Origin of the sequence: Mesorhizobium sp. M0185, from assembly GCF_040322175.1 — a bacterium.
In the GTDB taxonomy this organism is placed as follows: Bacteria; Pseudomonadota; Alphaproteobacteria; order Rhizobiales; family Rhizobiaceae; genus Mesorhizobium.
Window position 1 is genome coordinate 230232 of record NZ_JAMYSY010000003.1, and the last position, 18980, is coordinate 249211.

18 protein-coding genes are annotated in these 18980 nt (G+C 62.4%); 7 read left to right on the forward strand and 11 right to left on the reverse strand.

Annotated elements, in window-relative coordinates:
- Window positions 1–11 precede the first annotated feature (11 nt).
- The gene (locus NKJ20_RS04265) at window positions 12–1409 is read right to left on the reverse strand and encodes a glycosyltransferase family 2 protein (RefSeq protein ID WP_352742746.1); all 1398 of its coding nucleotides are present in this window, start codon (window positions 1407–1409) and stop codon (window positions 12–14) included.
- Here NKJ20_RS04265 and NKJ20_RS04270 point away from each other — a divergent pair.
- The 4 genes from NKJ20_RS04270 to NKJ20_RS04285 all read left to right on the forward strand — a co-directional run bounded on the left by NKJ20_RS04270 (window position 1326) and on the right by NKJ20_RS04285 (window position 5412).
- Entirely contained in the window at window positions 1326–2381 is a 1056-nt protein-coding gene (locus NKJ20_RS04270) for a glycosyltransferase family 4 protein (RefSeq protein ID WP_352742747.1), read from the forward strand. The genes NKJ20_RS04265 and NKJ20_RS04270 overlap by 84 nt on opposite strands.
- 113 nt (window positions 2382–2494) lie before the next feature.
- Window positions 2495–3268: a glycosyltransferase family 2 protein gene (locus NKJ20_RS04275; RefSeq protein WP_352742749.1), complete on the forward strand. Its 774-nt coding sequence runs from the start codon at window positions 2495–2497 to the stop codon at window positions 3266–3268.
- 108 nt (window positions 3269–3376) lie between these two features.
- On the forward strand, window positions 3377–4099 hold the full coding sequence (locus NKJ20_RS04280) for a glycosyltransferase (RefSeq protein ID WP_352448862.1): 723 nt from the start codon (window positions 3377–3379) through the stop codon (window positions 4097–4099).
- 275 nt (window positions 4100–4374) lie between these two features.
- Window positions 4375–5412: a phosphatidylglycerol lysyltransferase domain-containing protein gene (locus NKJ20_RS04285; RefSeq protein WP_352742750.1), complete on the forward strand. Its 1038-nt coding sequence runs from the start codon at window positions 4375–4377 to the stop codon at window positions 5410–5412.
- 589 nt (window positions 5413–6001) lie between these two features.
- On the opposite strand, the gene NKJ20_RS04290 is transcribed toward NKJ20_RS04285, so the two are convergent.
- From NKJ20_RS04290 to NKJ20_RS04325, 8 genes are all read right to left on the reverse strand, one after another.
- The gene (locus NKJ20_RS04290) at window positions 6002–7078 is read right to left on the reverse strand and encodes an ABC transporter ATP-binding protein (RefSeq protein ID WP_352742751.1); all 1077 of its coding nucleotides are present in this window, start codon (window positions 7076–7078) and stop codon (window positions 6002–6004) included.
- Window positions 7075–7875, reverse strand: a complete 801-nt coding sequence (locus tag NKJ20_RS04295) for an ABC transporter permease (RefSeq protein WP_352698994.1) — start codon at window positions 7873–7875, stop codon at window positions 7075–7077. The genes NKJ20_RS04290 and NKJ20_RS04295 overlap by 4 nt, the downstream gene beginning before the upstream one ends.
- Window position 7876: 1 nt before the next feature.
- Window positions 7877–8737: an ABC transporter permease gene (locus tag NKJ20_RS04300; protein ID WP_352742805.1), complete on the reverse strand. Its 861-nt coding sequence runs from the start codon at window positions 8735–8737 to the stop codon at window positions 7877–7879.
- Window positions 8738–8803: 66 nt separating this feature from the next.
- Complete coding sequence (locus tag NKJ20_RS04305) at window positions 8804–9823, reverse strand: ABC transporter substrate-binding protein (RefSeq protein WP_352646106.1); 1020 nt, start codon at window positions 9821–9823, stop codon at window positions 8804–8806.
- An 83-nt stretch (window positions 9824–9906) separates the two neighbouring features.
- The gene (locus NKJ20_RS04310; protein ID WP_352742753.1) at window positions 9907–11382 is read right to left on the reverse strand and encodes an aldehyde dehydrogenase; all 1476 of its coding nucleotides are present in this window, start codon (window positions 11380–11382) and stop codon (window positions 9907–9909) included.
- Complete coding sequence (locus tag NKJ20_RS04315; RefSeq protein WP_352742755.1) at window positions 11379–12437, reverse strand: LLM class flavin-dependent oxidoreductase; 1059 nt, start codon at window positions 12435–12437, stop codon at window positions 11379–11381. The genes NKJ20_RS04310 and NKJ20_RS04315 overlap by 4 nt, the downstream gene beginning before the upstream one ends.
- 5 nt (window positions 12438–12442) lie before the next feature.
- Window positions 12443–14242: an alpha/beta fold hydrolase gene (locus NKJ20_RS04320; protein ID WP_352742757.1), complete on the reverse strand. Its 1800-nt coding sequence runs from the start codon at window positions 14240–14242 to the stop codon at window positions 12443–12445.
- Window positions 14235–14822: an amino acid synthesis family protein gene (locus NKJ20_RS04325; protein WP_352742758.1), complete on the reverse strand. Its 588-nt coding sequence runs from the start codon at window positions 14820–14822 to the stop codon at window positions 14235–14237. The genes NKJ20_RS04320 and NKJ20_RS04325 overlap by 8 nt, the downstream gene beginning before the upstream one ends.
- A gap of 138 nt (window positions 14823–14960) precedes the next feature.
- On the opposite strand from NKJ20_RS04325, the gene NKJ20_RS04330 reads away from it, so the two are divergent.
- Together NKJ20_RS04330 and dusA are read left to right on the forward strand one after the other, a co-directional pair.
- Window positions 14961–15632, forward strand: coding sequence for a GntR family transcriptional regulator (locus NKJ20_RS04330; protein ID WP_352448871.1), 672 nt, complete (start codon window positions 14961–14963; stop codon window positions 15630–15632).
- 197 nt (window positions 15633–15829) lie between these two features.
- Complete coding sequence (dusA, locus tag NKJ20_RS04335; RefSeq protein ID WP_352742760.1) at window positions 15830–16822, forward strand: tRNA dihydrouridine(20/20a) synthase DusA; 993 nt, start codon at window positions 15830–15832, stop codon at window positions 16820–16822.
- Between the two features lie 8 nt (window positions 16823–16830).
- Here dusA and NKJ20_RS04340 read toward each other — a convergent pair whose 3' ends face one another.
- Both NKJ20_RS04340 and NKJ20_RS04345 read right to left on the reverse strand, forming a co-directional pair.
- Window positions 16831–17535 (reverse strand): TIGR02281 family clan AA aspartic protease, encoded by a 705-nt coding sequence (locus NKJ20_RS04340; protein ID WP_352448873.1) that lies wholly within the window; start codon window positions 17533–17535, stop codon window positions 16831–16833.
- Window positions 17536–17548: 13 nt separating this feature from the next.
- Window positions 17549–17782, reverse strand: coding sequence for a DUF1289 domain-containing protein (locus NKJ20_RS04345; RefSeq protein ID WP_031193575.1), 234 nt, complete (start codon window positions 17780–17782; stop codon window positions 17549–17551).
- 197 nt (window positions 17783–17979) lie between these two features.
- On the opposite strand from NKJ20_RS04345, the gene NKJ20_RS04350 reads away from it, so the two are divergent.
- Window positions 17980–18978, forward strand: a complete 999-nt coding sequence (locus tag NKJ20_RS04350; RefSeq protein ID WP_352448874.1) for a nicotinate-nucleotide--dimethylbenzimidazole phosphoribosyltransferase — start codon at window positions 17980–17982, stop codon at window positions 18976–18978.
- Window positions 18979–18980: the final 2 nt, after the last annotated feature.

Below are 18980 nucleotides of genomic sequence, written 5' to 3' on the forward strand. Positions count from 1 at the left end.
TGAAATGCCGTCTACCAATCAATTTTGTCGATCAAACCCGTTTTGAACAGGCTGTGAGCTCCTTCGTACAGCATTGACTGTTCGCTCATCGCGCTGAGAGCGGCTTTACCGCTCGATACCTCATGATACTGGCGATATTTGGAAGCGCCGTTCCAATACTGACCTTCCGCCACCGCGACCTGCGCCTTGTCGTTGAAATCGGCGAAGAACTTGAAATGAAGCAGGCCAGCCAATCCCTTTATATAGTTTCGCCAGTAGGGCAGCGGTGAGTGAATCGACGTAAAAATCGTCTGGCGATCAACATATATCAGAGGAAACTTGGTCAACTTGTGCTGCCTGGCGAAAAGCCGGGTTCTCGGGCCGCCTGTGATCTTGAGATGCCGGGGGCTCCTCGTCACCTCATAGCCGCTGCCGTCGAAATGGTCCGCAACTTGCCATGGCGGCACGATGGGATCGAAGGGTACGTCCCAGATGTTTCCGCTCGGATACATGTCGATCATCGGCGCCAGCAGGCGTGTCATTCCGCGCCGCTTGAGCCAGTCGGCCATCGCACCGAGCGGATGCTGATCCATACCGTCATAGACAAGATATTCGTCCGCATCCACGGTTAGATACCAGCGAGGCTGACCATAGATCTGCACAATCCGCTGACGCCAAAGGTTTCCCAAGTCCGACTGCGAATAGGTGATCGGCGAGCTGAATAGATCGACATCTGGCTGCTCGGCCAGAAGCTCAGCTGTTCCGTCTGTCGAGCGATCATCAAGGACGGCGAATCTGGTGACGCCGAGTTCGCGATAGTGCTTCAGGAACGGGCGTAGCCTGTCCGCCTCGTTGCGGATGACGAGGATCAAGGGCAGGTCATTCGCTTTAAGGGGCGTTATCGGCCGCAGCGATGACACTTCTGCCCGTCTTCCGAAGGTGTGTCTCAGCCGATATATGGCGGTGTCGGTAATCGTCCGGCGGACAATGGCGGGCCAGGTTGCTTTGCTCAAGCCATCGATTCCCCTCATGGCGGTCACCGCCCGGCTGGAGCTGGCGCTGATCCGCTGTTTGCAGTTAATTTCTACATGCAGCACCGTTAGGCAAATCGCAAGCAGTTGCGGACAATGGACACAGGCCTGTTCTGAGTTCCGGCGGGTGAGCTTTCCAAGTGTTGCCGATGCGAGCTGGCCTCTATAGACATCGTCAGATGGCAACAAGGCCGGAGCCCAGACCCCATGCACGCCGGCATTCGTGGCACCGAAAATCAATTCGACAGGCCGCTCCTGTTCGTGCGCCAGCGTTATGCGCCTTTCGGTGGAGGCGAGATCATGTTGGAAAACATCATGGCCGCATTCGCCGCGCGTCAGCGGCGGGTGGCCGTGCTGTCCGGCGACTGGCCGCGTTATGAAGGCATCGAGTTCATCCATTGTGCCGGCCGCCGGTTTCCGCGTTCGCTGCGGGCGACGTCCTTTGCTCAAGCCGCCTGCCGCAAGATCGCCGAGATGCCGCCGGCACTGGTGCAGAGCAACGATCGTCTCCCGTGCTGCGATGTCTTCCGGGCCGGGGAGGGCGTTCATGCCGCCTATCTTGCCGAGCGGCGGCGTTTCGAGACGCGGCTTGGCAGGGCGGCAATGGCGCTGAGCCCCTTTCACCGCCAGACGCTGCGCCTTGAACGTGCAACCTACGCCAGCCCGAGGCTCAAAGCTGTCATTGCCATTTCGAAGATGGTGGCAGAGGACATTGTCCGTCACTACGATTATCCGGCGGAAAATGTACACCATATTCCCAACGGGGTGGATCTCGACCGCTTCAACCCGCAGCTGCGCCAGCAGCATCGGGCGACAATCCGCGCGCGGCTCGACGTCGACGAAAACAGGCCGGTCGTCCTGTTTGTCGGCTCGGGCTTTGCGCGAAAAGGACTTCTTGCACTGATGAAGGCGGTCGCCAGGCTCGATGGCGAGCCTGAATTGTGGGTCATCGGCCAAGATTCGCGCGCCAACGCCTTCAGGCAGGCCGGTGACAGGCTCGGTCTCGGCGCACGGCTCAAGATGCTGGGGCCGCAGAAAGACATGCTGCCGTGGTACGGCGCGGCCGATATTGCCGTGCTGCCTTCCATCTATGATCCTTTCGGCACAGTGGTCATCGAAGCGATGGCCAGCGGCTTGCCCGCCGTGGTAAGCACCGGCTGTGGAGCGCGCGAGCTTGTCGAGCGGTTCGAGCCGACGCTCGTTTGCGATGCGGCCAGCGAAAGCGACCTCGCTGCAGCGCTCGCGCACGCGCTGCGGTTGTCGTCACGACCTGACACCGCGGCCCGGGTGAGAGCGGCGGCCGAACACTATGATTTCAATGTCATGATCAAGCGAATGATGGCGCTGTATGAAAGCCTTGATCTGAAATGATTTTCGACTTTGTTGAATTAGGTTAGTACCCTCAGTGTGCTAACGGGCCGGGAGCCGATGCTGCAGATGCATTCGAATGACAGTGGCAGCTTTGATGCCGGAGCATTCTGACCGTGCCGGCGCTCTCGGTCATTATCATCACCCGCAACGAGGAGGCGTCCATCGCGCAATGCCTTCGGTCGGTCCATTTTGCCGATGAGATCGTCGTCCTCGACAACAACAGCAGCGACAGGACCAGGGAGATTGCCGGTGCTCTGGGGGCAAAGGTTCTGATGACCGTCGATTGGCCCGGTTTTGGCGCGCAAAAAAACCGTGCGCTGGCCGCGGCAACGGGGGATTGGATCCTGTCGCTGGATGCCGATGAGTGGGTGGAGGCGCCGCTCGGCGCGGAAATAAGGGCCGCAATCGCCAACCCAAAAGCCAATGACGGCTTCGAAATACCAAGAAGATCGCGCTTTTGCGGGCACATTGTCCGCCATAGCGGCTGGTCGCCCGATCTGGTGCTCAGGCTCTTCCGTCGCCGCTCCGGGCGGTTCAGCGACGACACCGTGCACGAGAAGGTATTGGTGAACGGGAAGGTCAGCCGATTGTCCCAGCCGATCGAGCACGATTCCATTACCGACTTGGCAGATGCCCACGACAAGATCGGCCGGTACGCAGAAGCGTCCGCCGTGCAACTGCTTGCCGAGGGCAAAAAAAGCTCGATAGGCAAGGCGGTTTTGCGCTCGGTCTGGGCCTATGTGCGCAGCTATATTTTCCGGCTGGGATTTCTGGACGGTTCCATTGGTGCGATGGTGGCCGCGTATTCGGCCAGCTACACCTATCAGAAATGGGCCCGTGTCGCATTGGGAATGCGAGGCCCGGTCCACCCAAAAAAGCAACGCTGAGGCCAGGACAAATCTGTGAGAAACCGGCTTGGTTGACCGCAATTGTTGCCGAGCCATCGCCAACTAGTTAGTGTACGACCGTAAAAATCGAAAGCCAGGGTAGTGAATATGACTGATGCGTTTAGGGTATTTATCGGATGGGACAGCCGTGAGCCGATCGCGTACGACGTCGCGCGACACTCGCTGCTCAAACATGCGTCGGCGCCTGTCTCCGTCATTCCGATCAAACAGGACGAGATGCGTGCCCGCGGGCTCTATTGGCGGGAAAAAGATCCGCTCGCCTCAACGGAGTTCACCTACACGCGCTTCCTCACGCCCTTTCTCGCCGACTACACGGGTTGGGCCCTGTTTTGCGATTGTGATTTCCTGTGGCTTGGTGACGTCGCAGGCCTGCTGAAATATACGGACTCGGACAAGGCGGTCTATTGCGTCCAGCATGACTATACGCCGAAGGCCACAACCAAGATGGATGGTGTGGTCCAGACGTCCTATCCTCGGAAAAACTGGTCGTCGCTGATGCTGTTCAATTGCGCGCATCCTTCGGTCAGATCGCTCACGCCAGAGGTCGTGAATCAGGAAAGTGGCGCCTATCTTCACCGAATGCAGTGGGTTGCCGACAAAGATTTGGGCTCATTGCCGGTAGAGTGGAATTGGCTCGAAGGTTGGAATGAAAAGCCTGCGGTCGGCACACCTAAGGCGGTCCACTATACCAGCGGCGGCCCGTGGTTTGCCGAATGGCAGAATGTCGACTACGCCGATTTGTGGATAGCAGAACGCGACGAGTTCCTGGCTTCCGATCAAGCGGAATCTTCTCAGAGCGCCGTTCGATAAGAACATCGTGTTTGGCAGGTGACCTGGGCGCTTCCGAAAGTGGCATTGATTTTCGTGTCGCCAAGGGCGCAGCAACCAGCCGTCAGGCGCGGGGCGTCGACAACAATGCGTGTTGCCGCCTGGGGGCGGGACCGGGGCAGATTGCGCCTACGAATCTGGCGGCTCCGGCCGGGTAAACATGCCGCGCTGAGATAAGGATCAGCTCGCGGCAATATGATCGGTTTTTTGGGTCCGTCAGCTCTTTCATCGGCCTAGCCGGCACGCGAAAGTCGACCATGCCGTCACTGCGAAGACGCCTCGATCGTTTCCTGGAGAACCGCGGGCCTAAAATACCGCGGCTGCAGCTGAACCATGTCGAGCGCCTGGCGCTGGTCCGTCGCCATGGTGATTTTTCCCTTGCCTATTCGACCGCCGTGCAGAAGGGGCTTCACTACTTCGGCGATGCCCAGGGCTACATCGCTTACGGCAGCAAAACGCGACATCATTTCGCGCTCGGTGATCCAGTGGCTGCCCCGGCCGATCGGCGCGACTATATCAGACGTTTCATCGAGGTTGCCGGCAGCCCGTGGTTCGTGCAGATCGGCGACCAGACGGCGCGCGTGCTTGCCGGGCTTGGCTATCACGTCAACCGCCTCGGCGTCGACACCAGGCTTGTCCTGCCCAGACACGACTTTTCCGGAAAGCGCAATGAGACAGTGCGCTATTCCGAACGCTGGCTCTTGAAGAAGGGTTTTTCCTTCGCGGAGGACAACGGGACTGTCTTCCTCGACGAGATTGCCAGGCTCTCCCAGAATTGGCGGGCCGACCGCATCGTCAGGCGCTGGGAGATGAGATTTCTCAACAGGCCGTTTGCCGATCACCTTGGCGTCGATATGCGCCGTTTCGTCCTGCACGGTCCGGATGGGGAGCTCGTGGCCTTGCTGGATTTCGATCCGCTGTTCAGCGACGGCAAGGTCATCGGCTACACCACCTCGTTCAAGCGCAAGCACATCGATGCCTCGGCGCATGCCGAGATCGGCCTGACCAAATTCGCGGTCGACCGCTTTCGCGATGAAGGTGCTTCCGTCGTCACCCTAGGCCTGTCGCCGCTTGTCGAAATCGGACCTGGCGGGTTTGCCGAAAGCGATTTCTGGCGGCACGCCTTCCAGCGTGCCTATGACTCCCCCTGGGTCAATCGCACCCGCTTCAATCTGCAGGGGCAGGCGGCCTTCAAGCGCCGGTTCCATGGTGTCGAAGAGCCGACCTATCTTGCCTTTCGCAAGGGGACCTTTTTCGAAGCGCTTTCTCTGCTCCGGCTGATCAGGGCCGTCTAGCGCCTAGTGGCTGGGCGCTCGTCGTCTCCTAGTATGGTCGACCTCACACCGGTCAGGCTTGGTTGTTTAGGTGGGAAAGGAATGCCGCGGCGGGAAGCAAAAGACCGGCTGCGAACCGCCGGCCCATTCTGCGGCGTCCCCCAGTCCCGCCGGGGCACTTTTGGCAGCCTGAGAACGGCTCCGCGTCAGCGCCAAGGGGTCGGATTCACGGTTGCTGCAGCGTACCGCCAGGAATAACGAGGGTACCCTGGCCTGGCCTTGAGTATCTGAAGCCTATGAAGAACAAAGCAACGATGATCAAACAAATGACGATGACCGCGACGACGCTGCCAGGATGGTGTCCGGTATCTGGCGGTTGGACCATTGCCTTCCCGTATGGCTATCGCCGCTGACCTTCTTCATCTTCCAACCGAGCATGACGACTGTCAATGGATACGGGACTTGCGCCCGCCATCCAATCAGCCGACTGCAGCGTCGATCACGTTGCGCGTTGCTGACCGAAGCTGATGATGGACCTAACCACAGCTTGTCCCCAAGCACGCTTCCATCGCTGCGAAGCGTTGAAGGGCGGCGATCCACCGCGGCTTGGTCAGGCCGGAAACAGGAATGCAGCAGCGGGATCGAAAAAGATCTGTCGGCTGCAGGGCCACACATCCTGCGATTGCATAGCGGCGGAGGTCGGCCTGATGTCAACCTCCTGTCCAGCGGCGATGCGCGCGACGATCCGCCGGCGCTCGCCGTAAAATGCGATGTCGACGATCTCGACATTCAGTTCCGCGCTCGCCGGGCTCCGCTCCATGCTAAAGGCTTCGGGCCGGATCATCAGCCTGGTCTTCTGGCCTTTGCCGAACGTGCCGTTGGCCCTGACTCCGGATATGACCGAACCGTCTGTCATGCGGATCGTTGTCGTGCCGTTGGTGGTGCCGAGATGTTCGGCGGCGAGGAAATTCGAATTGCCGATGAAGCCGGCGACGAAATCGGTCGCCGGCCTGAGATAGAGATCCTCGCCGGTGCCGGTCTGCTCGATGCGGCCATCCTTGAACAGGGCGATTCGGTCCGACAGATGCAGCGCCTCTTCCTGATCGTGGGTGACGTAGAGAATGGTGACGCCGGTCTGGCGATGGATGCGGCGGATTTCGCCCTGGATTTCCTCGCGCAGCTTCTTGTCGAGCGCCGACAATGGCTCGTCCATCAAAAGGATCGGAGGATCGTAGGCCAGCGCCCGGGCCAGCGCGACGCGCTGCTGCTGGCCGCCCGACAGCGCACCGGGTAAGCGTCCGGCAAAGCTTTCGAGCCGCACCAAGGCCAGCATGTCGGCGACCTTTTTCTTCACCTCGGCGTCCGGCCGGCGGCGAACCCGCAGCGGAAAAGCGACGTTTTCGGCCACCGTCAGATGCGGAAACAGCGTGTAGCGCTGGAAGACCATGCCGATGTTGCGCTTGTGCGAAGGCACTGCAAGCAGCGACTTTCCTTCCAGCAAGACATCGCCGGAAGTCGGGTCCTGAAAGCCGGCGATCGCGTAGAGCGTCGTCGATTTTCCCGAACCGGAGGGCCCGAGGAAGGTCAGGAACTCGCCCCTGGGAATGTCCAGCGTGACGTCGTGCACGGCGACGATCGCCCCAAACGCCTTGCGCAGATTGCGGATGGAGAGGAAAGGGTGGGTCATGTCCGGAACTTTCGCTGCAGCAGCGCCGTCATCACCATCAGGGCAAGCGTCAGCCCGACCAGCAGGCTGGAGGCAGCGGCGATCACCGGACTGAGGTCCGACCGCAGACTGCCCCAGATCTTGACGGGCAAGGTTTGCAAGCTGGGGCTGGCCATGAAGATCGCCACCACGACTTCGTCCCACGAGGCGAGGAAGGAAAAGATCGCGGCGGAGAAGATGCCGATCCGGATCGACGGCAAGGTGATCCTGAGCCTGGCCTCGAGCGGGCTTGCCCCGCAGACGATTGCCGCGTCCTCGATCGACTTGTCGAACCCTTCGAGCGCGGTGGCGATCGGAATGATGGCGAAGGGCAGCGCCAGCACGGTGTGGGCGATGACGAAGCCGATGGTGGTGCCGCCGAGGCCAAGGCGAAGGAAGAAGGCGTAGATGGCGATGGCGAAGACAACGACGGGCAGCACCATCGGCGTCAGCAGCAGGCCGCGCAGGATCTCACGTCCGGCAAACCTTCCGCGAACCAGGGCAAAGGAGGCGAGCAGGCCGATCGCTACTGCCAGGATCGCCGTCATGGTGGCGATCCGAGCGCTGGTCAGCGCGGCGTCGAGCCAGGCCGGATCGGCAAAAAGCTCCTGGTACCATTTGAGCGTCCAGCTGGGCGGCGGAAAAGCCAGCCAGCGCGACGAGCCGAAGGAGAGCAGGACAATGAAGACCACCGGCAACAGAAGAAAGCCAGCGACCAGCGCGGTGAAGCCGAGCAGGGCAACCCGCAGCCAACCCATGCGGTCATAGTCGAGCAGCATCTCAGATGCCTCCGCTCGTGCGCCTGGCACCGACAAGGCGCAGCTGCAGTGCGTAGAGAACCATGGTGACGACAAGCAGGATGAAGGCAGCGGCGCTGCCGAGCCCCCAGTTGAGCAGCGACTGGACCATCTGCGCGATCATTTCGGCAAGCATCATGTTCGACGTGCCGCCGAGCAGTGCCGGCGTTACGAAGTAGCCGAGCGACATGACGAAGACCATCAGGCCGCCGGCCGCGACACCGGGCAGCGACAGCGGCACGAGGATGCGGCGGAACGCCTGGAAAGGGCTTGCGCCGCACAGCGACGCCGCACGCAGCGTCATCGGATCGATCGCCCGTAACGTGCCGACCAGCGGCAGGATCATGAAGGGCAGCATGATATAGACCATGCCGATAGTGACTCCGGTGAGATTGTTGATGAGTGGCAGCGGCTGGTCGATGACGCCGATGGTCATCAGCGTCCGGTTGATCACGCCGGTACGCTGCAGGAGCACCATCCAGGCATAGGTGCGGGTGAGCAGGTTCGTCCACATCGACAGAATGATGATGCCGAAGATGATCGAGGCCAGTCCCGAAGGCATGATCGCCAGCATCCAGGCGACCGGAAAGGCGACAAGGACCGTGACGATGGTGACCAACGCCGCGACCAGGAATGTGTTGAAGAACACCCGCGCATAGGTGCCGTCACCAAGCAGGGCAGCATAGTTCTGCAAGCCTGGCTCGGGCTCCGTGACACTGCGCAAAAGCAGCGCCAGCACGGGGACGACGAAGAACAGCATAATCAGAATCAGGGCCGGCAGCAGGCCATTGAGACCTGCCGGCACCCGCACCGTTCCAAAGTTCCGGCGTGTTTCGACCGACATGACAGCGACCCGGCTACGGGACGAGACGGCGCGAACCGTCTCGTCCATTGCGGTTCAAGGGCGGGCTTATTTCGCCTGCCAGGCATACCAGCGCGCGGCGATGGTGTCGCGATTGGCGGCCCAGTAGTTCATGTCGAGATTGATCTGTCCGTCGACATGAGCGTCCGGCAGCGATTTCACGGCATCGGCCGGCATCTCTGCCTTGGCCTTGGTGTTGATCGGCGCATAACCGCTGGCTTCGGCAAATTTGGCCTGGCCGGCGGGGCTGCTCGCCGCGGCGAGGAATTTCATCGCCGTATCCTTGTTCTTGGCACCCTTCGGTACCACCAGAACGTCGGCTGCGGTCAGGTTCTGGTTCCAGGAGACGCCGACATCGGCGCCATCCTTGTCCAGTGCGAAGACGCGGCCGTTCCACAACTGGCCGAACGTTGCTTCGCCGGATGCGATCAATTGCTGCGACTCCGCCCCGCCGCCCCACCAGACGATGTCCGACTTGATGGTGTCGAGTTTCTTGAAGGCGCGATCGAGATCCAGCGGATAGAGCTTGTCCGCCGGAACACCATCGGCCAGCAGCGCGATCTCGATGACACCGGGCGCCGACCATTTGTAGAAGGTCCGCTTGCCCGGGAATTTCGTCAGGTCGAACATGTCGGCCCAGCCGGCCGGTTCACCCGAAACGGCGCCCTTGTTCCAGGCGAGCACGAAGGAATAGTAGAAACTGCCGACGGCGTGATCGGTGGTGAAGCGCGGATCGAGGTCGGCCTTCGGCACGGTCTTGAAGTCGATCGGCTCGAGCAGACCGTCCTTGGCCGCCTTGATGGCGAAATCCATCTCGACGTCGACGACGTCCCAGTTGACACTGCCGCTGTCGACCATCGCCTTCAGCTTGCCGTAGTCGGTCGGGCCGTCCTGCATGACCTTGATGCCGGATGCAGCGGTGAACGGCTCGGCCCAGGATTTGGTCTGCGCTTCCTGGGTCGTCCCGCCCCAGCTGGTGAACACCATGTCCTCGGCCTTTGCGGCCGTCGTTGCCAGAACTGTCGTTGCAATAAATCCGGCAAGGAAGCCGGTGATGATCAGTTTCATGTCGTTCTCCTCTGTTGTTTTCGTTGTTGTCTGTTCGCGATCGGTCGTTTTCGCCTTGATCGCGCATCTCCGGCCAGCGGCGGCTACCGCATGACAAAAGGATCGGGAATCGGGTCGTCGGAGGTGCGTATCCACACCGATTTCGAACGCGTGTAGTCGCCGATCGCATCGAGGCCGCCCTCGCGGCCGAGCCCGGATTGGCCGTAGCCGCCAAACGGAACCAGCGGCGAGACCGCCCGATAGGTGTTGATCCAGACCACGCCGGCATGGATGCCGCGCGCCATGCGGTGGGCTTTTGCCAGATTGGTGGTGAACACGCCGGACGCCAGGCCGAACTTCGTGTCGTTGGCGAGCGAAAGCGCTTCAGCTTCGCTGTCGAAGGCTAGCACACAGAGCACCGGGCCGAAGAGCTCTTCGCGCACGCAGGCAAGGGTCTGATCAGGCGCGTCGATAATCGTCGGCGCGTAATAGAAGCCGTCCGCCATGCCCGCGGGGCGGATGCCGCCGGTGACCAGTTGCCCGCCCGCGGCCAGGCTTTCAGCAATGATCTTCTCTATCCATTCGCGCTGGCGCGAGGTGGCGAGCGGTCCCATTTCGATCGCGGGATCCTGCGGATCGCCAATCCTGATCGCCTCGGCCTTGCGCTTGAGCCGGGCGAGGAATTCGTCCTTCACGGAGCGCTGGACCAGCAGCCGCGAGCCGGCGACGCAGCTCTGGCCGGTGGCAGCGAAGATGCCTGCAACGACCGCGTTGGCGGCGCTGTCCAGATCGGCATCGGCAAACACCACGACCGGGCTTTTGCCGCCGAGCTCGAGCGTCGTGAAGGCGAGGTTTTCCGCCGTATTCCTGACGATCTGCCGAGCGGTCGAGGGACCGCCGGTGAAGGCGACGCGGGCGACGAGCGGATGACTGGTCAGCCGGTGACCGCAATCGTGGCCGAAGCCGGTCAGGATGTTCACGGTCCCGGCGGGAAATCCCGCCTCATGGACGAGTTCGGCGAAGGCCAGCAACGGGGCAGGGCCGTCTTCCGATGCTTTCAGAACGATGGTGCAGCCGGCCGCCAGCGCCGGCCCGAGCTTGACGGCGGACAGGAAGAGCTGCGAATTCCACGGCACAATGGCGGCTACGACGCCAATTGGCTCCGGCCGGATGGTCACTTCCATGTCGGCCTTGTCGATGGGAACAAACGAGCCCTCGTGCTTGTCGGCCAGCCCGCCATAATAGCGGTAATAGTCGCCGACATAGGCGATCTGGGCGCGGGTCTCGCGGATGATCTTGCCGGTATCGCGCGTCTCGAGTTCCGCCAGCCGGTCGGCATTGGCGACCACCAGATCGCCGAGCCGCACCAGAAGCTTGCCGCGTGCCGTTGCCGTCATTGCCGGCCACGTGCCGGAGCCAAGCGCCCGGTGAGCAGCTTCGACGGCGCGGTCGACGTCATCAGACGATGCAGCGGGCATCTTCGCCCATGGCGCGCCCGTCGAGGGATCGATGCTGTCGAAGGTCGCCGCCACTTCGACGAAGCTGCCGTCAATATAGTTCCTGAATTGAGTGGTGCTCATCGCAATCCAGCTTTCGGCTCGGAAAAGGCCGGCATCACCCTGTCGATGAAGAGCTGCAGCGATTTCTTCTTGCGCCGATGGGAAAGGCCGCTGTCGATCCAGATCGAATACTGATCGTAGCCGAGCGCTTCGTAGGCCTTCAGCCTGGCGATCACCTCGTCGGCTTCGCCAATGACCAGGTTCTGCTTGATCTTGTCAGGCGCATATTGCGGCATGGCCGCGATCTCGTCTTCGGTCAGCGCTTCCATTATGCCCTGGTGCACCGGCTTCTTGTTCTGGAACCAGGCGCCGAACTGGCAGTAGAACTGCGACAGATCCTGCGCGAGCCGGTCAGCCTCCGCGGCATCCTCGGCGACGAAAGTATGCATCAGCAGCATGATCTCCGGCCTTGGTACGTCGGGGTGGGCATTACACGCCGCGTTGAAACGCTCCATCAGGCTGGTCACTTCGCCATCGCCGGAGGCAAGCGGCGTCACCTGGACGTTGCATTTGCTGGAAACCGCAAAGTCGTGCGAGTTCGGATCGCGTGCGGCCACCCAGATCGGCGGATAAGGCTTTTGCAGCGGCTTGGGCGACGAGGTGGTTGAAGGAAACGACCAGAACTCGCCGGCGAGTTCGAAATCTCCATCCCACAGGCCGCGGATCGCCGGCACCATCTCGCGCATACGCTGGCCGGCACCCCAGGCCTCGAGGCCTGGGAAAAGTCGCTGGTATTCGTAAGCGTAGGCGCCGCGCGCAATGCCGATGTCGAGACGGCCGCCGGTGACGACGTCGGCCATCGCCGCTTCGCCGGCAAGCTTGATCGGGTGCCAGAACGGCGCGACGATGGTTCCGGTTCCGAGCCGGATGCGCCTGGTTTTGGCGGCGAGCCAGGCGATGTTGATGAACGGGTTTGGCGAGATGGTGAATTCCATCCCGTGATGCTCGCCGATCCAGGCAGTCTCGAACCCTGCCTCTTCGGCCTGGACAACCAGGTCCTCCAGCTCGCCGACAAGCTCGGAATGCCGCTTGGCCGGATCCGATCGCTCCATGTGCACGAAAAGCGAAAACTTCATCGGTTTCACCCGCGGCCGGAAAGAGGAATTTGAGAAGGCGAGGGCTTGGCGAGCGGCCGGACTTCGCCTTCGACCTCGTTGCCGACATAGACGCCGAATGCATCTTCCGTACGTTCGCGCGCATAGCGGGCAAGCATCGAACGCACCGCGGGATCGGCGATCTTCAGATCGGCGATCTGCTCGATGTCGACAAGCCGCATCTGGCGATCGTCGGAATAGGATCCCTCGACCGTTCCGCGATAATAAACATGCGTGCGCCAAGGCTCGGCGGCATCGTCCCACACCGCGAACAGGAAGCCGAGCTGGGCGTCTATGGCCCTGGCGGCAAGGCGCCCCTTGAGGCTGCGCGCATCGTTGGGCGTGCCCAGTCCGCGCCCCGCAGGCAATTCATAAATCCCGTCGGCCGTTTCGACGAACAGCACACGGCCCTCGTTCTCGAGAATGGCGCCGACCTCCGTATCGGGGGGCGCCGCCGCCAGCGCCTCCTGGCTGAGGCCAGGCGTGACGTAGGTGCCTCTGCAATAACCGAGGGGCTGGGCTCCGTTGTGGCTGAAGTCGCGGACGCGGCCGATGAGGATCGAGTGATCGCCAGCATCGACCAGCTGCTCCATGCCGCAATCGAACACCGCAACGGAGCCGTCGATCAGCGGATTGCCGGTCCGGCCCGGTTGCCAGCTCACGGCCGCGAACTTGTCCGCTGCTTTGGAAGCGAAGATGCCGGAATGGGCCTTCTGGTCCTCTGACAGGATGTTGATGGCAAAACCTCTCGACGTCGAAAAAGCACTGTGCCCCAGCGCCCTCTTGGCGATGCAGACAAGCACCAACGGCGGCTCGAGCGAGACCGAGGTGAAGGAGTTGGCGGTGAAGCCGCGCGGTTCGCCTTCCGCGCTGATCGTGGTGACGATGGTGACGCCGGTCAGGAACGAGCCGAGTGCGCGCCGGAATTCGCCTCTATCAAAGACTGCATCCGTCTCCGGCTTCACGCCAGCGTCTCCTTCCGTGTCGAGAAACTCCATGATGTGTTTGGTCACTTTTTCAGGAGAAACCATTGCCATCATGTGCCTTTCTCCATTGAGCACGAGGCATTGGCCGTGCGGCGCTAGCCTCGCCATCGCCGCCGACATGACCGGGGTCGAATTGCTGTCTTGCGACCCGGTCATGAACAGGGCCGGCGCGGCAAGACCGGGGAGAGCATCGGCGTGCTCAGCATCGGCATGGGCAAAGAGGCGATAGGTGCGCGCGTAGCCTTCGGGGTCGACCCTTTCAAGGGCGGCGCGCGCTGTGGTGGCCGCCCCGATAAGGTTCGCCGGCAGCGGGTCGCCGAACCAGCGGGCAAGCGTAGCCGCAATGGCGGAAGGGTTGCCATGGGTGCCGAGCGCGGCCGCACGCTGGCGTACGGCCTGCGCCAAGGCCGCGGGGCGGCGGAATACCGCATTGAGACAGACGATGGAGCGAACGCGCGAAGGGGTGCGAAGGGCGATCTCCAGAGCGACCAGCGCGCCCATCGAATGGCCAACGATCGACACCGACGCCACGCCAAGATGGTCGAGAAGGCGAACCGCCTGATCGGCGAAATCCGACAGGCTGGCTTCTTCCGGCGGCAGCGGTGAAACGCCGTGGCCGAGCATGTCGATGGCGATCAGGTCATGATGGTCTTTCATCGCCGCGATCTGATCGTGCCAGATCGCGGCGTTCATGCCGACACCGTGAATGAGCAGAACCGGCGCGCCGGAGCCGGCGCGGATGAAGCCGGTGCCGTCCGGAGCCGTGTCTCGGACCCATGCGGCGGCAGCGACGTCAGCCATGCAGGTCTCCGACCTCCTTGAGGTCCTGATAGCGATCGCCGATACGATGGTGCGGGCGGCCGCCAATCGAAGCGCCAAGCGCCACCACCAGCTCGTCGGGCGCGGGCGCGTCGCCGATCTGGAAATGTACGGTCAGATAGTGGGAGCGGCGGCCTTCGTCGTTCTTGTCCATCAGCGGGATCATGATCGGGGTGTTCGGCCCTCCGCGCAGATTGGTGAAGGCGAGATAGGTCTTGGCGCCGACCGCGCGACGGTAATGGTTGCCGAAATGCAGCGTATGGATCAGCGCCGATGCATGCTCGATCTCGCCCGCCGTGCCGCAGACCGCGGCCTTGCCATAACCCTCTATCGCCTCGCCGGAGCCGGCAACGGCGATAATCTCGCGGGTCAGCAGTTCGCCGAAGACGGGAGCAATGACGCGGATCTCCGGCGACAGGTCGTCGGTGAAACCGCGGCCCGCCCAAGGGTTTGTCAGCACGGCGGCGACGCCGATCAGGCGCAACGGTTTTGGGGCTTCCTTGCCGCCCTCGATTAACGTGTTCTCGATGTAAGTGACGATCTTTCGAATGGCTGGTTTCATGAAGTCCTCGGTCGCCACGGCGCTGTGCAGCGCCGAAATCTTTACGCCATCTTATGGTATACCATACTATGGAGCACCAGAAGTCTTGTCAATCGGCTATGGAATCTGTTTTGTGGCCGGATTGGATGGGGAGAGAAAATGTCAGGCGATACGCTGCGGATCGACCGCTCTGCCAAGACGCTGAGGACGCTGGCGCTGGAGCGCATGCGTGAAGCGATCATGGGCTTCCATTTCCAGCCTGGTGAAAGGCTGGTCGAGCGGCCGCTATGCGATCAGCTCGGGGTGAGCCGTTCCGTCGTGCGCGAGGTGCTGCGGCAGCTGGAGGCGGAAGGCCTGGTGCAGATGATACCGGGCCACGGACCCGCCGTGGCCAAGCCGGATCTCGGCCGCACCGACGAAATCTATGAATTGCGGGCGCTGCTCGAGGGTATCGCGGCGCGGGCTTGCGCCTTAACGGCCACGGACGCGCAGATCGCTTTGCTCGATGCCGCCTTGACGAACCTGCTTGAGGCGTGGGCGTCCGGTGCGCCTGTCGAGGTGATGCGGGCAACGACCAAGTTCTACGAAACGCTGTTCGAGGCGGCGGACAAGCGCATTGCCTGGGAAATCGTGACGGGGCTGAATGTCCGCATCAACCAGCTCCGCTCAATGACGATCGCGTCGGAGAACCGCCGCGAGCCGGCGATCGCCGAAATGACCGAAATCATGGATGCAATCCGGTCGCGCAGGCCGGACGAGGCGGAGGAGGCGGCGCGGCGGCATGTCGAATCCGCGTGGCAGATCGCCCGCAACACGCTTCGCCTTGGCTGACTGGTATGCCGCCGGCGGTCCATCGTTCCACGGCAAGGCATCTAACTGGTGCGTACAGTGACATGTGTAACATGCCAATTTGCTTTCAGTTGCGGCGGCAAAATCGTATATCGGGTTAGCTGGGTGTGCATCTCTTGCCAAATTGCTCTGTCATTCGAACGGAGTATCGGACGGACTGAGACAGAAAAAATAGTAAAATGAATATGTTACGCCACAAAGTTGCCGTGGCGCCGATGATGGATTGGACGGACCGGCACTGCCGGTTCTTCCATCGCCAGCTGACGCGCGAGGCGCTGCTCTACACCGAGATGGTGGTGGCCGATGCGGTCATCCACGGCGCACGCGAGCGGCTGCTCGGCTTCGACGACAGCGAACGTCCGGTGGCGCTGCAACTCGGCGGCGCCGATCCGGGAAAGCTGGCCGAGGCGGCGCGCATCGGCGAAGCCTTCGGCTATAATGAAATCAACCTCAATATCGGCTGCCCGTCCGACCGCGTCCAGTCGGGCACCTTCGGCGCCTGCCTGATGAAGACGCCCGTGCTCGTCGCGGATTGCGTCGCGGCAATGAAGGCGGCGGTGAAAATACCGGTTACCGTCAAGTGCCGCATCGGCGTCGATGAGCAGGATCCGGAACCGGCACTCGATGCGTTGGCCGATGGTGTTTTCGCGGCCGGCGCCGACGCGCTGTGGGTGCACGCCCGCAAGGCCTGGCTGGAAGGACTGAGCCCAAAGGAAAATCGTGACATCCCACCGCTCGACTATGGCCGCGTCTATCGGCTGAAAGCCAGAAAACAAAACAAATTCATCGGCATCAATGGCGGCATTCAATCTCTCGCAGAGGCGCTGACGCACCTCGACCATGTCGATGGCGCCATGCTCGGCCGCGCCGCCTATCACACGCCAGGGATACTGACCGGCATCGATGCCGCGTTTTACGGCAGCACAGCTGAGTCGTTCGATTTTGCCGCACTGATCGATGCCATGGCGGATTACGCGTCACGCCATATCGAGCAGGGCGGACGCCTCGGGCATGTCACCCGGCACATGGTCGGGCTGTTTCACGGCCTGCCCGGTGCACGCCGCTACCGGCAGATCCTCTCCACCAAGGCGACACGGCCGGGTGCCGGAGCGGAGGTGCTGAAGTCAGCCTTCGCAGAGGTCGATTTCGGCCGGACCGCAGAGGCGGCCTGAGGAAAAACTTAATCCCGCAAAATCATGCGATCGCCACGGACGTCGAAGCCCGATAGCGAGCCGATGAAATTCATGCCGAGAAGGCTCTGGCCGAGCGTGCCTGGTGCGGCGATCATGATGGGCATGTCCTTGCGCACGATGCCGCCGATCGACAGTTCGTCGGTTCGCACCGCCGCCGCGCGTGTCATGCCGTTGGCGGTAGAGATCGGTATGGTGAAGCGGAGAGCCGCCGAATTGAACCCGACCGCCAGAGCGTCCTCGGCGGTCAGCACGGTGCTGGTCGCGCCGGTATCGACAACCGTCAGGATCGGCGTGCCGTTGATCGTGACGCGCGCTTCGAAATGGCCGCTGCCGGCCTTGTCCAGGGTGACGGTGGCATGGCCTTCTTCCACGCCCAGCGCCAGCGGACTGCCGGGAACAAGGCCGGCGGTGACGCGGCTGGCGAAATCCTGCAACTCATAGCGGTACTGATAGCCGGCGATCAGCGCCAGCACGATGGCACCCCAGGCGCCGAGGCTGCGGGCCATGGTGCCCAACGGCCTGCCCGATCTGAGCAGGCCGGCGCCGACGAGTGCCGCTAAGGCGCCAAGCCAGATCAACTGGCTGAAATCGTAATTCTCAATGCCGAACGTACTGCCGGCGGAATCGTTGAGCATGAGCAGGAGCACACCCGCCCCGATCGCGACGATCAGAATCCACAACAGTCGGTTCATCTCTGCGGCCGGTTCACGAGAGGGCGTCGCGTTCGCGTGCCATGCGGCTGCGACGGGTTTCCCGGCGGGGGCGTCGCTCGACCGTTTCCAGCCTTGCCGGCAGCTCGGCCATGACGCTGCGGCGGGTTTGCGGGGTCATGTCGATCCAGGCGGCGATTTCCTCGCGCGTGCGCCCGCAACCGAAACAGAAGCCGGTTTTCATATCGATCGAGCAGACCAGGATGCACGGGGATTCAATGGCCGTCATAAGGATTTCCTTGGCTAGCCTCCACATGGTGCAACGACAAAGTCAATGCAAGCCCTCCGGGAAGCGCCGCCAACGAATGCTTTCGCGTCAATACCGCCAAGTTGTACCAGGCCTGGAGGTTGTGCCGGCTTGAGGTTGTGCCGGCTGGCCAAGGCGGCTATGCCGCTCACCAATTCACACGGACGATTGCCATCGACATGACCAGCGCGCTGCCTTTCGACGATTTTCGCGACCTTCTGGTGAGCCTGCCGCCGGCAGATATGGCGGCCAAGGCCCGCGTGCGCCAGTTGTTTGCCAAGGCAGACAAGCCCAAAGGCTCGCTTGGCCGCATCGAGGACATCGCCGCCTGGCTTGCCGGGTGGAGCGGCCGCGCGCCGCCGGCGGTGACGCGGCCATTGGTGGCGATCTTTGCCGGCAATCATGGCGTCACCCGCCACGGCATTTCGCCGCGCCCCGCCGCCGCCACGGCAAATGCAGTCGAGCTCTGCGCCGCCGGCGGTGCAGCAATCAACCAGATCTGCATCGCCAACGATCTCGGCTTGAAGGTGTTCGATCTGGCTCTGCACATTCCGACAGCCGACATTACCGAGGATGCGGCACTGGACCAGCGCGGTTGTGCCGCTACCATGGCCTTCGGCATGGAAGCGATTGCCGGCGGCACCGACCTGCTTTGCCTTGGCGACCTCGGCGTCGGCAATTCGACTGTCGCCGCGGCCCTTTGCACGGCACTGTTCGGCGGCACCAGCGCCGACTGGGTCGGCCCTGGATCAGGGGCGGACGCGGCGATGCAGAAGCGCAAGGCGGAGGTGGTCGATGCCGCGGTCGCGTTGCACGGCGCGAGCCTCAAGGACCCGCTGGAAGCGCTGCGCCGGGTCGGCGGGCGGGAATTCGCCGCGATCTGCGGCGCCATTCTGGCGGCGCGGATGCAGAAGATCCCGGTGCTGCTCGATGGGTTTGCGGTGACTGCCGCCGCTGGTGTCCTACATACCGCCAACCCCGCGGCGCTCGATCATTGTCTCCTCGCAAGCCTGTCGCCGGAGTCTGGCCATGCCAAGGCCGCCGAGCGCCTCGGCCTTCGCCCGCTGCTCGATCTGGGCGTCAGTCAAGGCGAGGGGGTAGGGGCGGCGCTTGCCGCTGGGCTGGTCAAGGCCGCCGCGCTGACCAGCGCCGGCATGGCAGCCGCGGTCCGCGGTTAAGC

Excerpts from the sequence above, each read along its gene's own strand:
- NKJ20_RS04270 (WP_352742747.1), top strand. The coding sequence starts at position 1,326 with ATGGCCGCATTCGCCGCGCGTCAGCGGCGGGTGGCCGTGCTGTCCGGC.
- NKJ20_RS04265 (WP_352742746.1), bottom strand. The coding sequence starts at position 1,409 with ATGGATGAACTCGATGCCTTCATAACGCGGCCAGTCGCCGGACAGCAC.
- NKJ20_RS04280 (WP_352448862.1), top strand. The coding sequence starts at position 3,377 with ATGACTGATGCGTTTAGGGTATTTATCGGATGGGACAGCCGTGAGCCG.
- NKJ20_RS04285 (WP_352742750.1), top strand. The coding sequence starts at position 4,375 with ATGCCGTCACTGCGAAGACGCCTCGATCGTTTCCTGGAGAACCGCGGG.
- NKJ20_RS04290 (WP_352742751.1), bottom strand. The coding sequence starts at position 7,078 with ATGACCCACCCTTTCCTCTCCATCCGCAATCTGCGCAAGGCGTTTGGG.
- NKJ20_RS04295 (WP_352698994.1), bottom strand. The coding sequence starts at position 7,875 with ATGCTGCTCGACTATGACCGCATGGGTTGGCTGCGGGTTGCCCTGCTC.
- NKJ20_RS04300 (WP_352742805.1), bottom strand. The coding sequence starts at position 8,737 with ATGTCGGTCGAAACACGCCGGAACTTTGGAACGGTGCGGGTGCCGGCA.
- NKJ20_RS04305 (WP_352646106.1), bottom strand. The coding sequence starts at position 9,823 with ATGAAACTGATCATCACCGGCTTCCTTGCCGGATTTATTGCAACGACA.
- NKJ20_RS04310 (WP_352742753.1), bottom strand. The coding sequence starts at position 11,382 with ATGAGCACCACTCAATTCAGGAACTATATTGACGGCAGCTTCGTCGAA.
- NKJ20_RS04315 (WP_352742755.1), bottom strand. The coding sequence starts at position 12,437 with ATGAAGTTTTCGCTTTTCGTGCACATGGAGCGATCGGATCCGGCCAAG.
- NKJ20_RS04320 (WP_352742757.1), bottom strand. The coding sequence starts at position 14,242 with ATGGCTGACGTCGCTGCCGCCGCATGGGTCCGAGACACGGCTCCGGAC.
- NKJ20_RS04325 (WP_352742758.1), bottom strand. The coding sequence starts at position 14,822 with ATGAAACCAGCCATTCGAAAGATCGTCACTTACATCGAGAACACGTTA.
- NKJ20_RS04330 (WP_352448871.1), top strand. The coding sequence starts at position 14,961 with ATGTCAGGCGATACGCTGCGGATCGACCGCTCTGCCAAGACGCTGAGG.
- dusA (WP_352742760.1), top strand. The coding sequence starts at position 15,830 with ATGAATATGTTACGCCACAAAGTTGCCGTGGCGCCGATGATGGATTGG.
- NKJ20_RS04340 (WP_352448873.1), bottom strand. The coding sequence starts at position 17,535 with ATGAACCGACTGTTGTGGATTCTGATCGTCGCGATCGGGGCGGGTGTG.
- NKJ20_RS04345 (WP_031193575.1), bottom strand. The coding sequence starts at position 17,782 with ATGACGGCCATTGAATCCCCGTGCATCCTGGTCTGCTCGATCGATATG.
- NKJ20_RS04350 (WP_352448874.1), top strand. The coding sequence starts at position 17,980 with ATGACCAGCGCGCTGCCTTTCGACGATTTTCGCGACCTTCTGGTGAGC.